The sequence below is a fragment of the Rahnella sp. PD12R genome (assembly GCF_019200965.1).
In the GTDB taxonomy this organism is placed as follows: domain Bacteria; phylum Pseudomonadota; class Gammaproteobacteria; order Enterobacterales; family Enterobacteriaceae; genus Rahnella; species Rahnella laticis.
In genome coordinates this window covers 453,081-466,851 of record NZ_JAHTMS010000003.1, presented here as the reverse complement: position 1 = coordinate 466,851, position 13,771 = coordinate 453,081, and the positions used below count along the sequence as shown (strand labels likewise).

Sequence of the window (13,771 nt, the reverse complement as noted above, 5' to 3'; positions counted from 1 at the left end):
ACTTGCGCAGCGGAGAAATCCGCTGCCACAACGAGGAAATCTCATGAAAATTGCATTGATGATGGAAAACAGTCAGGCCGCTAAAAACGCGATCATTTTGAAAGAACTGAACGCCGTGGCGTCTGAAAAAGAGTATCCGGTCTACAACGTCGGCATGTCTGACGAACAGGATCATCACCTCACCTACATCCATCTGGGCATCATGGCCAGCATTTTACTGAATTCCAAAGCCGTCGATTTTGTGGTCGCAGGCTGCGGCACCGGGCAGGGCGCGCTGATGTCCCTGAACATCCATCCGGGCGTGAACTGTGGTTATTGTATCGATCCGGCGGATGCTTTCCTGTTCGCGCAGATCAATAACGGTAACGCGCTGTCCCTGCCATTTGCCAAAGGGTTTGGCTGGGGCGCAGAGCTTAACGTTCGTTTCATATTCGAAAAAGCCTTCACCGGCGTGAAAGGCCAGGGTTATCCGGCAGACCGTAAAGAGCCGCAGGTTCGCAACGCGGGGATCCTGAATCAGGTGAAAGCCGCCGTCGTGAAAGAAAACTATCTCGACACATTGCGCGCCATTGATCCGGAACTGGTGAAAACTGCCGTTACCGGCGAACGTTTCCAGAAATGTTTCTTCGAAAACTGCCAGAACAAAGAGATCGAAAACTTCGTACGTGAAATCCTCGCGTAACTTCAGTTTCTTCCAGGCGATAAAAAACCGGTGCTCAGTGAGTACCGGTTTTTTAATGGGCAAAGATGACGGGTTAAAGGAAATCCTGGCGCTGCGGCGTAAACGTATCAAGCAACACGCCTTTTTCCAGACATACGCACCCGTGCATTATGTACGGTTTTTTATACAGCGTATCGCCTGCTGAAACCTCGTGCGTTTCCTCGCCAATGGTGAATTTAAAACGCCCCGACAGCACATACGTCAGCTGTTCATGCACATGATTATGCATCGGGCCGATAGCCCCCGTTTCAAATGAGACTTCCACCGCCATCATCGTGCCGCCATGCGCCAGAACGCGACGGCCGACACCGTCGCCCAGATCCTGAAGTGGAATATCTTTCTTATAAATAAACATCGTCGTTTAGTCCTTGCGTAATGAACTGAGCAGGCCTGCCGGGATTTCGGCCAGATACAGCGCCGGAAGCCCTTCGTAATCGGTAGTGAACAGCACATGACGATCGTCCGGCGCGAAAGAAGGGTGCGGATGCGTCACCTGACGATCGCCATCGAGCACGCGCCAGGAACTGTTATGTGCCGCAAGCGGTGCGTACCGGCGGGATTCGGCATCAAAAATGTACAGCCACGGATCGTTATCAATTGTATGGCTGGCGGTATCCTGCACATCCACCGGCGTGCCGGATCCGTCGCCCACCAGCAATGATCCGCTTTCATTACTCATCAGATGCGAACAGGCAGGCATCGTCATCAGGGAAATATCTTCCCCGGTTTGCGGATCAAAGCGCCGGATATGGCGGTCGTGCTGGCCTTTCAGGTAGGACACGTACATCAGCGCCGATCCGTCCGGCACCCAGAATTCATGAGTGCAGCTTTCGCCCGGCGCATGTTCTTTAACTTTGCGCACATTGCTGCCATCTTCGTTTACCAGCCACATGCGCGCATCAACCAGATCGTGCGGGCCTTCGTGGCAGAATGCGACAGTATTGTCATCAAACGGACGATAAATCGGGTGGCCAAGCCACTCATTTTTCTCGTGGATCACACGGGATTTTCCGCTGAGCAAATCGACGCCCAGCAGGCGGCAGTGCGGGTTGCTGTGATAAAACGTCTGGAAAATCGTCCAGTCGGTGAGCGGCGTCCAGTCCTTGCGGCTGATTTCGATACCGACCAGACGGGTACATTCACTGTTTGCCACCCACGTTCCGTACCCGACCCATTCTTCAGGTACCTGATACACGGTACGTTCACTGAAATCTTTCAGCGTGACGCATTGCAGGCTGCGCTCATTCTTCACGTAATACAGCGACTGATCGTCGGGTGAAAGAAAACCACCGAACGTGTTATCGCCTGCACCTTCCGTCAGCTGAACCGCTTTTTGCATCTTCAGATCCAGCAGATAATAGTTGCGGTTACCGTCGAATTCGCCGGCGAAAAGCAGCTTATTGCCATCACGCGTAAAACACTTTTGATAGAAATAATTGCGATGACACAGAACGTCGGGAGGCGTTAAACGCGTCACGCGGGCACCGGTCTGAGGATCCTGAACGGTGTGGAAATTGAATTGAATCTGAGAACCTTTAGCCATGATTCACCCCATCAGTAGCATGAAATTAGCCGCTATTCTGGCTTCCCTTTCATTAATTAAAATACAGTTTCATTAATTTGAAAACACATTACCACTTGACGCGATAAAACGGGGGCAGGGGAAAACAAAAGTGTAAAGCTGATCACAAAATGGCCGCCTTTTGCCTCAGCGGAAAACCACTCTATAATGATATGGCTTGCTGAATAATTATTGATACCTGAAATAGTTAAAGGGTACGAACAAAAATATCTCACGCTGACACAGTGGAGTATTTTGGAAAAGGGATGTAAAAGATGAGATTAAGAAAGAAACGCGTTAAACCGATGCAAATCAATGACATTACTATCATTGACGACAAAAAACTGAAGAAAGCCATTACCGCCGCTGCACTGGGCAATGCGATGGAATGGTTTGATTTCGGTGTGTATGGCTTTGTGGCCTTCGCTTTAGGTCAGGTGTTTTTCCCGGGTGCCGATCCCGGCATTCAGATGATTGCAGCACTGGCAACCTTCTCAGTTCCCTTCCTCGTCAGACCTCTGGGCGGTCTGTTCTTCGGCGCACTGGGCGACAAATTTGGCCGCCAGAAAGTGTTATCCGTCACCATTATCATCATGTCCGTCAGTACCTTCTGTATCGGTCTGATACCCGGCTATGCCACCATCGGTATCTGGGCGCCGATCCTGTTATTACTGGCGAAACTGGCGCAAGGCTTCTCCGTAGGCGGTGAATACACCGGTGCGGCGATTTTTGTAGCGGAATATTCCCCGGACAGAAAACGTGGCTTCCTCGGCAGCTGGCTTGATTTCGGTTCCATCGCCGGGTTTATTTTGGGCGCGGGCGTCGTGGTGCTGATTTCCAGCATCGTCGGTGACGCGAACTTCCTCGAGTGGGGCTGGCGTATTCCGTTCTTCATCGCCGCACCGCTGGGTCTGATCGGGATTTACCTTCGCCATGCGCTGGAAGAAACCCCGACATTCCAGCAACACGTGGATAAAATCGACAGCGACTCACGCAAAGATATTGCCGAGCCGCCGAAAGTCTCTTTCCGCGAAATCCTGACCAAACAGTGGAAACCGCTGATTATCTGCGTCGGCATGGTGATCGCCACCAACGTCACCTACTACATGTTGCTGACGTACATGCCAAGTTACCTGTCTCACAGCCTGCATTATTCTGAAGACCACGGCGTGTTGATTATCATCGCCATCATGGTCGGTATGCTGTTTGTGCAGCCGTTTATGGGGATGCTGAGCGACCGTTTCGGGCGCAAACCCTTCGTCATCATTGGCAGCATCGGTCTGTTTATCCTGGCAATTCCGTGCTTCATTCTGATTAACAGTGATGTGATCGGCCTGATTTTCCTCGGGTTACTGATTCTGGCGGTGCTGCTGAACTGCTTCATCGGCGTGATGGCGTCCACCTTACCGGCGATGTTCCCGACGCACATCCGTTACAGCGCGCTGGCCATTGCATTTAACGTCTCCGTGCTGATTGCCGGCCTGACACCAACCATCGTGGCGTGGCTGGTGGAAGCGACCAACAACCTGTACATGCCTGCGTACTATCTGATGGTCATTTCCGTCATTGGCCTGGTGACCGGTATCTTCATGAAAGAAACCGCGAACCGTCCGCTGAAAGGCGCAACGCCAGCCGCGTCTGACCGCGCAGAAGCCCGTGAAATCCTTCAGGAGCATCACGACAATATCGAACATAAAATTGAAGATATTGATGCGCAGATTGCTGAACTCGAAGCAAAAAGGAAGAACCTGATCGCGCAGCACCCTGAAATCAACTGATTCAGCGCTGATGCAAAACACAAGCCGGTCACCTCCTGACCGGCTTTTTTTTGTCCTTTACCTCGCAGTTCTCTATTCCTGCTCCATACTTCATTTCCCGGTCATCTTAATGGAAATCCTGTATGCAGAATCCTACGTTGTTTCAGTTCTTCCACTGGTATTACCCGGATGGCGGCAAATTGTGGCCTGAGGTTGCAGAAAAAGCCGCGTGGCTGGCCGAAATCGGGATCACCGCCGCATGGCTTCCCCCGGCATATAAAGGCGGTTCCGGCGGATACTCAGTGGGTTATGACACTTACGACTTATTCGATTTGGGCGAGTTTGACCAGAAAGGCTCACGCGCCACTAAGTACGGCGACAAAGAGGGATTTCTGGCCGCTGTTCAGGCGCTGAAACACCATCAGCTTGGCGTCATTCTCGATGTGGTGCTCAACCATAAAATGGGCGCAGACGAAAAAGAGCGCGTGCAGGTGAACCGCGTCAATATGGATGACCGTGAAGATATCAGCGACGACATCATCGAAGCCGATGCCTGGACGCGATTCATCTTTGCCGCCCGAAACGGGCAGTACTCCAAGTTTGTCTGGGATTTCCACTGCTTCAGTGGCGTCGATCACATTGAAAACCCGGATGAAAACGGCATTTTCAAAATCATCAACGATTACACGGGTGGCGGCTGGAACGATCAGGTCGACGACGAGTTTGGGAATTACGATTACCTGATGGGCGCCAACGTTGATTTCCGTAATAATGCGGTCAGCGAAGAGCTCAAATACTGGGGCCGCTGGATCATGGAACAAACCGGCTGCACAGGGTTCCGGCTGGATGCGGTCAAGCATATTCCGGCCTGGTTTTATAAGGAATGGATTGACCATATTCAGGCTGAATCCGAACAGCCTATGTATCTGGTGGCAGAATACTGGTCGTTCGACGTGCCCACGCTGCAAAATTACATCCATCAGGTGGAAGGCAAAACCATGCTGTTCGATGCGCCGTTGCAGCTGAACTTCCATCATGCCTCAAAGCAGGGCGCGGATTTCGATCTGACCACCATTTTTGACAACACACTGGTCGCCGCCGACGCGTCACACGCGGTCACGCTGGTCGCCAACCACGACACGCAGCCGCTACAGTCGCTGGAAGCGCCGGTTGAGCCGTGGTTCAAACCGCTGGCTTATGCGTTAATCCTTCTGCGTGAGCAGGGTGTGCCAATTGTGTTTTACCCGGATTTGATTGGCGCAAGTTACGAAGATGAAGGGGATGACGGCAATAATTACACCATCGAACTGCCTGCGATCCCGCAACTGGAAACGCTGATCAAAGCCCGCCAGACATACGCGTGGGGCGTGCAGACCGATTATCTCGATCACCCTAACTGTATTGCATTCAGCCGCAGCGGAACCGAAGAGCATCCGGGCTGCGTGGTGGTGATGTCAAACGGGGAAGGCGGAGAAAAGACCATCGAACTGGGCGACGGTTTCGCGCATAAGAAATGGCGCGATTTACTGGAACACCGCGAAGACATCATCGAAACCGATGAAAATGGCGCGGCGCAGTTCTTCTGTGAAGCAGGCAGCGTCAGCGTCTGGGTTCTGGCGGAGTAAAAATTCAGGCTGGCGGAGAGGCCAGCCTGTTATTTTTCAGCGGATCCCCAAAGCAATCAAAAAGGCATACATCGCCAGCAACAAAACAAATGACACTATGCCCACAATCCCTTCTGATTTTTTCATCAGCTGCCACGGGAACACCACCAGAATAATCATGGTGTTAAGCGGAACCTGAAACCATTTCCAGGTCTTCGGCGCCATCATCCAGAGCACACAGAAACCGACAACGCTCATCACGCCGTAATTGGTTATCAACATTTGAAGATGGCCAGATTCTGGTTTGAAAGCGTCGAAAAAGCCCAACAGCATTTTCACTAAAATCAGAAGGGCGAGCAGCGAAAGTCCGCCTTCCGCAACCTTCAGCCACCAGGGGCGGTAACGCAGAACTCTTTCCAGAAAACTGTAGCCCTGCGTATAAACGCCGATAATCGCGATCAACAGGATCCGGTCACGCCACTTGTCAGGGTCTTCGCGTGTCGCAAGCAATGTCAGTAAAAGCCAGAAACCAGTCAGAAACACCGCGCCCCAGCTCATCGCTGTTCGTGATTCATCGAGCGCTTTCACCAGCTGAGAGTTTATTTTCGGCAACAGTGAAGGGAAATTCATCCTGATATAACTGAGTTCATCATACAGCGGCTTCAGAAAATCAGGCATCCACCTTGCCCACCACGCAAGCGTGGCGCCTTCGACGGTAAGCAACCTCAACCGCTGCCGATCCAGTGCGGATTTCTGATATTTATTTTGTAACTGAGCCAGGTAATACTTCGCGCCCGTATTTTCAATCTGACGATAAAGCGCGGCCAGACGATGCGCGGGTATACCACCCGGCTGATAATGGTCAATATCCCAGCCCATGATCTCTGAAACGCGAATAAGCAGCGCCGAATACAAACCTTCGCGCTCACTCAGCTGCGCGGCCAGTTCCTGACTGAATGCTTCCCGCAGACGCAGATTTTGCAAAAGCTCACCGGATAGCACGGATTTGAGCAGGCTCAGGCCTTCAGTTTCATCTTCTATCAAGAGATCGATGATTGCCGTCACCGGCCTTAACGCCTCTAACTCCTGCTCCAGAACATCATCAATATCCGGCGTGAGCTCTTTTAACGGCTCGATGTGAACCGGCATCCGTAAAGCGAAAGAGGGGGATTCATTCAGAGTTTCCGTGACAACGTCACTCCTTGAGGGGCGCTCCGCGTAACCTTTCGCCTGCTCGAACGCCTCCCTCAGCCGCTGATAGCCCTCCGGATCCTGATCTGGCCGCGTCGTTTTCAGTTTACGGGCGTAAGCGCGCTTGATAACGCTCAGATCGTCGGTAGGTTCGATGTCTAAGACTGACCAGATGTATGGGTTGTTCATGCCACCGCCCAGGTCACTAGCCACGAATAAAGGAATAACATCAAAGCACAAATGACGATGCGCCATATCACGCCAGGTTTTTTTGCCTGCTGCCATGGAAATGTGACAAATGCGGTCAGGCTATTGCTGATAAGGTTGTACCAGCGCCAGTATCGCGGACAAATTGCCCATATGAGGAAAAGTACGAAAGCGGCAAGCATGCCAAAAAGTGCCGGACCACGTCCCGGGTCGTCGTACATGAAATGCAGTTGCCCATACAAGCCGCTGAAGATTTTTGCAAACACGGCAAAGATGAGCAGCGAAAGCAGAGTTTCGAATATCGCCACAACGTTTTGCGAATGTCTGAAATTACGCTGTAGCTCACTTTTGCCCCACGTACAGATAAGTAGAACGGAAATAATAATCGACACATCGCGCAGCGGATGTTCGTCATGGCGAATTCCAATAGCGATCACCATTCCCCAGAACACGATAAAAAAAGCTGTACTCCAGTCCAAAGCTAAACGTAGCCCGGATAACGTTTTGAGCAACTGCGGATTAACCCGCTCCAGCAATACAGGATGGTACGTGCTGATTTCTTCTACGGTCTTACGTAGCAGGCCGACATAACCCGGAATTAACCTCGCCATGAAAGGCAGTTTTTTGCCCTCAACGCTCAGCAACTGAAATCGTTCATGTTCCTGCATGGACTTCTCAGATTCATTTACGAGGGAATCCCAGTATTGTGAAGCCTCTGTGTTTTCAGTCTGCGTGTAAATCGCCCATAACTGGTCCACGGAAATCCCTTCAGGTCTGAAATTTTCGATTTTCCATCCCATCATGGCGGCCACGTTGATCAGCACTGAACGGGTAACACCTTCACGCTTACCCAATTCCTCTGCCAGAAAATGGTTGAACATCTCACGGGCGTGAATATTTTCCAGAGGACCTTCAGACAAACAGGTGTACAGCCTTTCAAAACCGGCGGTGGCATCGGCAAGCAGCAAAGTCACAATTTCATCAACCTGATTGAGGATCTGCTGTTGCGAAACCGGCGCACTGTATTCAGGCTTCGACAACTCTGTAAAAGCACGATCTTGTGCAACATTTAAACTGCGTACATTTGGAATCGTTTTCGCCTGCTCGAACGCCTCCCTCAGCCGCTGATAGCCTTCCGGATCCAGATCTGGCCGCGTTGTTTTCAGTTTACGGGCGTAAGCGCGCTTGATGATGCTCAGATCGTCGGTAGGTTCGATGTCTAAGACTGACCAGATGCTCATCCGTTACTCCCATTCCTTGCGAAGATACGCGATCAGTCCCTCGATTTCCTTGCGGGCTTCAGCAATTTGCCGGGCATCCTGCGTGTCCAGCACGCTTTCGAAACGGTAAAGATGATCGGCGATATATTGACGTTGCTCACCCAGACTTTGTTCGTAAAACGCATTGGCTTCGGCGACCAGCTGACGGTTAACCAGTTGCTCACGCGGGTGCTGTTTGATGTTTTCCAGTTTCATCAGGCTGGCGGAGATTTGTTCCGGCGTGAGCGAGCCGGGGGATTTTTCGATCACCAGTTTTTTCATCTCACCGCTATGATCGATTTTGCATTCCACTTCCAGAATACCGTCGAGCGTATAGGTAAAACGCACGTCGGCGGTGATTTCACCGGCAGGGCGTGGCGGGATATCCAGCGATAATGAACCGAGCAAAATATTGTCGGAAACGCGGCGGCCTTCGCCCTGATAAATCGAAAATTCGAGCATTTTTTGCTGGTCGGTCGTTGTGCGGACGGATTCAACACGGCTGACCGGCACAAAGCTATTGCGTTCGATCAGCGGCATAAAGTGCCCCGTCTCATAGCCTTCGCCTTTACGGCGCGCAATCTCAATACCGAGCGTGAAGGGCATCACGTCAGTCAGCACGATATCGTCAAGTGCCTGATCCTGCATCGCCAGCCCGGCCTGAATACCCGCACCCAGCGCAACCGCTTCATCGGGCTGAAGATCGCAGCGTGGGAAACGGCCAAACAAACGCGCGACAGCCTGACGCACCAGTGGCATCCGCGTCGCGCCGCCCACCAGCACAATATGATCCACCTGATCGGCGGAAAACTTCGCATCACGCAGCGCCTGAATCACCGGCTTTTTCATCCGTTCCAGCGCACTTTCACAGCACTGCGCCAGAATCTCCATCGTGATCGTCCAGCTCAGCGTTTCGCCTTCATGCTGATAACTGACGGACGTACCGTCCTGCGTCGTCAGCTGGCGCTTGGCCCGCTCCGCTAATGTGACGAGCCGGCCGTGTAAACCGGTGTCTTCCTGGTCGAGTTGCGAAAATTGCGCCAGCATCCAGCTGACCAGGCTGCGCGTAAAGTCATCGCCGCCGAGAAACACATCGCCGCTGCTGGCGCGCACTTCTATGACGCCTTCGAACATATCGATGATCGAGACATCAAAAGTGCCGCCGCCCAGATCGAACACCAGAAACTTCTGCTCCTGCTGATTCGCCAGCCCGTAAGCCAGCGATGCGGCGGTCGGTTCGTTCAGCAAGCGCTCAACGTGCAAACCCGCCAGCTCCCCGGCGGTTTTCACGGCTTTACGCTGAATGTCATTGAAATAGGCGGGAACGGTAATGATGGCGCGTTCGACTTTACACCCGCAATGCTGCTCGGCGTCGGCTTTCAGGCTGCGCAACAGCAGGGCGGAAAGCTCTTCTGCACGAAAAGACTGATGTCCGAGCCGGAAATTATGGTCGGTGCCCATGAAGCGTTTAAAACTGGAGAGGGTTAAACCGGGGTGAGTAAACAGGCGGGCATGAGCGGGTGCGCCGACAAGAATGTGCCCGTTATCATCGAGCCCGATAACCGAAGGCGTGAGATTGTGCCCGTAGGCGTTCGGTATCAGAACGGCCTGACCGTCCTGCCAGATGGAAACAGCACTGTTTGACGTGCCTAAATCTATCCCTATCAACATCCGTATTACTCCCGAAAATAAACTGAGAATGGCCGAAAGAAGTGTCTGACGACGAAACGTCTCTATCGGCCAAATTTACAGAATACTTAAGGGAATTAGTAGACTGACTTACGCGATGGTCACTTTCTTATCCAGATACACATCCTGCACCGCATTGATTAACGCCACGCCCTCTTGCATGGATTTCTTGAAAGCTTTACGCCCCAGAATCAGCCCCATGCCGCCCGCGCGTTTGTTAATAACCGCTGTACGCACCGATTCCTGAATGTCGTTTTCGCCTGCCGCACCGCCGGAGTTAATCAAACCGGCACGCCCCATGTAGCAGTTCGCCAGCTGATAACGCACCAGATCGATAGGGTGATCGGTGGTGAGTTTGGAATACACGCGTGCGTCGGTATAACCAAACTTCACGGCGTTGTAGCCGCCGTTATTTTCGGCCATCTTTTGCTTCACGATATCTGCGCCAATGGTGGCCGCAAGGTGGTTCGCCTGACCGGTCAAATCCGCGCTGGAGTGATAATCCACGCCGTCTTTCACAAACGCCGGATTGCGCAGATACGCCCACAACACCGTGACCATGCCCAGTTCATGCGCCCGCTCGAACGCGGCGGAGATCTCCTCAATCTGGCGACGGGATTGTTCCGAACCGAAATAAATGGTTGCGCCGACGGCCTGCGCGCCCAGATCAAACGCCTGATCCACGCTGGCGTACAGCGTCTGATCGTACTGGGTCGGATAACTGAGCGTTTCATTGTGGTTCAGTTTGACCAGGAACGGGATTTTGTGGGCATAGCGGCGGGACACGGAAGCCAGCACGCCGTAAGTTGAGGCCACACAGTTGCAACCGGCTTCCAGTGCCAGTTCGACTATATTCTTCGGGTCAAAATAGAGCGGATTGGCCGCAAATGATGCGCCTGCGGAATGCTCGACGCCCTGATCGACAGGCAGAATCGACAGATAACCGGTTCCCGACAGACGACCGGTGTTATACAAATTTTGCATCGCAGCCAGCACGCGCGGCGAGCGGTTATTATCAATCATGACGCGATCGACAAAATCAGCCCCCGGAAGATTAAGCTGCTCAGCAGTAATGGTGGAACAACGATGTTGCAACAGGGAATCGGCTTCTTTACCTAAAACCTTAGAGATATCAGTCATAACGAACTCCGTCTCGGGCTCTGAACAGGGGTTCAGAGCGATGAATGAACCTGCCTTACAGTAGACAAAGTAGACTAACGTTTTGATTCCGGCCAACTTGCACATTAGATGCTGAGGACTGACGCAAGCCACACATACAAAAAATTAATAAATCGATTTCGTTTTTCTGGCGCGTGCCAAAGAAACGTTTCGCTGAACGCGCTATCGTGTGCACTTCACTGATTGCGGATGTCGGGCATGTACGAGTTCAATTTAGTTTTACTGCTTTTACAGCAGATGTGTGTGTTTCTGGTTATCGCCTGGCTGATGAGTAAAACCCGCCTTTTCATCCCGCTGATGCAGGTCACCGTCCGGTTGCCTCACAAGCTGCTTTGCTACATCACCTTCTCCGTATTCTGCATTATGGGCACCTATTTCGGCCTGCACATTGAAGATTCGATTGCCAATACGCGTGCGATTGGCGCGGTGATGGGCGGCCTGCTGGGCGGTCCGGTAGTCGGCGGACTGGTCGGGCTGACCGGGGGTTTACACCGTTATTCGATGGGCGGTATGACGGCGCTCAGTTGCATGGTTTCCACCATTACCGAAGGGCTGCTCGGCGGTTTGCTGCACAGCATTCTGATCCGCCGCGGACGCACCGATATGCTGTTCAATCCGCTGACCGCAGGCGCAATTACGTTCGTGGCTGAAACGGTGCAGATGCTGATCATCCTGCTGATTGCCCGGCCGTTTCATGACGCACTGCATCTGGTCAGTAATATTGCCGCGCCGATGATGGTGACTAACACGCTGGGCGCCGCGATGTTTATGCGCATCCTGCTGGATAAGCGCGCGATGTTTGAAAAATACACGTCAGCGTTTTCCGCTACCGCGCTGAGGGTGGCGGCTTCGACGGAAGGGATATTGCGGCAGGGGTTCAACGAAGAAAACAGCATGAAAGTGGCGCAGGTTCTGCATCAGGAACTGGATATCAGCGCCGTCGCCATTACCGATTGCGAAAAACTGCTGGCCTTTACCGGCGTGGGCGATGACCACCATTTGCCCGGCAAACCGATATCTTCCGCCTATACCTGGCGGGCGATTGAAATGGACGAAGTGGTGTACGCCGACGGCAATGAACTGCCTTACCGCTGCTCGCTGCACCCGAACTGTAAACTGGGTTCGACACTGGTGATCCCGCTGCGGGGCGAAAATCAGCGGGTGATCGGCACCATCAAATTGTATGAAGCGCGCAACCGGCTGTTCAGTTCGATCAACCGCACGCTGGGCGAAGGCATTGCACAGCTCTTGTCGGCGCAAATTCTGGCGGGAAAATACGAGCAACAGAAAGCGCTGCTCGCACAGTCGGAAATCAAACTGCTGCACGCGCAGGTGAATCCGCATTTCCTGTTTAACGCACTCAATACGCTGATGGCGGTGATCCGCAACGACAGCGATAAAGCCGGGCAACTGGTGCAATATCTCTCAACGTTCTTTCGCAAAAACCTCAAACGTCCTTCAGAAATCGTCACGCTGGCCAACGAAATCGAGCACGTGAATGCCTATCTGCAAATCGAACTGGCGCGCTTTCCCTCGCGGCTTAAGGTCGAACTTCAGGTGCCGGACCCGCTCTCGGCGCAGAATCTGCCTGCATTTACCCTGCAACCCATTGTGGAAAACGCCATAAAACACGGCACCTCTCAGCTGCTCGGCAACGGCGTGATTACTATCCGCGCCCGCCGTGACGGGCAAAACGTCGTGGTTGAGGTCGAGGACAACGCCGGTTTGTATCAGCCGCGCACCGAAAGCAACGGGCTGGGCATGAGTCTGGTGGATAAACGCCTGCGCGCCCGTTTTGGCGATGACTACGGGATCGCCGTCAGCTGCGAACCGGATCTTTTCACCCGCGTCACGTTGCGCCTGCCGATCGAGGAACCCGCATGTTAAGAGTGATGATTGTTGATGATGAACCGCTGGCGCGCGAAAACCTGCGGCTTCTGCTTGAGAACGAAGGCGACATCGAAATTATCGGCGAATGCGCCAACGCCATTGAAGCCATCGGCGCGGTGCATAAACTGCGTCCGGACGTCCTGTTTCTGGACATTCAGATGCCGCGCATCAGCGGGCTGGAAATGGCCGGAATGCTCGATCACCGGCATCGTCCGCACATTGTTTTTCTCACCGCGTTTGACGAATACGCGGTGCAGGCATTCGAAGAATGCGCCTTTGATTACCTGCTGAAACCCATTGAACCGCTGCGTTTACAAAAAACGCTGGCAAGGTTGCGGCAGGAACGTCAGGTGCAGGAAATCTCGCAACTGCCGGAAAGCCAGCAGTCGCTGAAATTCATTCCGTGCAGCGGCCACAGCCGGATCTGGCTGTTACAGATGGAAGAGGTGGCGTTTGTCAGCAGCCGGATGAGCGGGGTTTACGTGACCAGCCAGGACGGCAAGGAAGGGTTTACGGAACTGACGCTGCGCACGCTGGAAAGCCGCACGCCGTTGTTACGTTGTCACCGGCAATATCTGGTGAATATGGATTATCTGAAGGAGATCCGTCTGGAAGATAACAATCAGGCGGAGCTGTTACTGCGCGACGGCCAGATCGTGCCGGTCAGCCGCCGCTATCTCAAATCACTGAAAGAAGCCGTCGGGCTTTAAGTG

Annotated in this window: 11 protein-coding genes; 5 read left to right on the top strand and 6 right to left on the bottom strand. The window is 52.9% G+C overall.

Annotated elements, in window-relative coordinates:
* Positions 1–43 precede the first annotated feature (43 nt).
* Positions 44–682: an RpiB/LacA/LacB family sugar-phosphate isomerase gene (locus KWG64_RS09155; RefSeq protein ID WP_101079130.1), complete on the top strand. Its 639-nt coding sequence runs from the start codon at positions 44–46 to the stop codon at positions 680–682.
* A 73-nt stretch (positions 683–755) separates the two neighbouring features.
* Here the strand turns inward: KWG64_RS09155 and KWG64_RS09150 are convergent, their stop codons facing one another.
* Positions 756–1,076, bottom strand: coding sequence for a cupin domain-containing protein (locus tag KWG64_RS09150; RefSeq protein WP_152328058.1), 321 nt, complete (start codon positions 1,074–1,076; stop codon positions 756–758).
* Positions 1,077–1,082: 6 nt separating this feature from the next.
* Positions 1,083–2,264: an oligogalacturonate lyase family protein gene (locus tag KWG64_RS09145; protein WP_218521696.1), complete on the bottom strand. Its 1,182-nt coding sequence runs from the start codon at positions 2,262–2,264 to the stop codon at positions 1,083–1,085.
* Between the two features lie 293 nt (positions 2,265–2,557).
* On the opposite strand from KWG64_RS09145, the gene proP reads away from it, so the two are divergent.
* Positions 2,558–4,060 carry a glycine betaine/L-proline transporter ProP gene (proP, locus tag KWG64_RS09140; RefSeq protein WP_195825930.1) on the top strand — a complete coding sequence of 501 codons (1,503 nt, stop codon included), beginning with the start codon at positions 2,558–2,560 and terminating at the stop codon, positions 4,058–4,060.
* Positions 4,061–4,182: 122 nt separating this feature from the next.
* Positions 4,183–5,664 (top strand): alpha-amylase, encoded by a 1,482-nt coding sequence (amyA, locus tag KWG64_RS09135; protein WP_195813428.1) that lies wholly within the window; start codon positions 4,183–4,185, stop codon positions 5,662–5,664.
* Positions 5,665–5,700: 36 nt separating this feature from the next.
* On the opposite strand, the gene KWG64_RS09130 is transcribed toward amyA, so the two are convergent.
* From KWG64_RS09130 to fbaB, 4 genes are all read right to left on the bottom strand, one after another.
* Positions 5,701–7,023, bottom strand: a complete 1,323-nt coding sequence (locus KWG64_RS09130) for a hypothetical protein (protein WP_218521695.1) — start codon at positions 7,021–7,023, stop codon at positions 5,701–5,703.
* Entirely contained in the window at positions 7,020–8,282 is a 1,263-nt protein-coding gene (locus tag KWG64_RS09125) for a hypothetical protein (RefSeq protein WP_218521694.1), read from the bottom strand. The genes KWG64_RS09130 and KWG64_RS09125 overlap by 4 nt, the downstream gene beginning before the upstream one ends.
* A gap of 3 nt (positions 8,283–8,285) precedes the next feature.
* Positions 8,286–9,971 carry an Hsp70 family protein gene (locus KWG64_RS09120; protein ID WP_218521693.1) on the bottom strand — a complete coding sequence of 562 codons (1,686 nt, stop codon included), beginning with the start codon at positions 9,969–9,971 and terminating at the stop codon, positions 8,286–8,288.
* Between the two features lie 108 nt (positions 9,972–10,079).
* Positions 10,080–11,129 (bottom strand): class I fructose-bisphosphate aldolase, encoded by a 1,050-nt coding sequence (gene fbaB / locus KWG64_RS09115; protein WP_195813424.1) that lies wholly within the window; start codon positions 11,127–11,129, stop codon positions 10,080–10,082.
* Between the two features lie 237 nt (positions 11,130–11,366).
* On the opposite strand from fbaB, the gene KWG64_RS09110 reads away from it, so the two are divergent.
* Entirely contained in the window at positions 11,367–13,055 is a 1,689-nt protein-coding gene (locus tag KWG64_RS09110; RefSeq protein WP_218521692.1) for a sensor histidine kinase, read from the top strand.
* Positions 13,049–13,768, top strand: coding sequence for a two-component system response regulator BtsR (gene btsR, locus KWG64_RS09105; RefSeq protein WP_218521691.1), 720 nt, complete (start codon positions 13,049–13,051; stop codon positions 13,766–13,768). The genes KWG64_RS09110 and btsR overlap by 7 nt, the downstream gene beginning before the upstream one ends.
* The last annotated feature ends 3 nt before the right edge of the window (positions 13,769–13,771 follow it).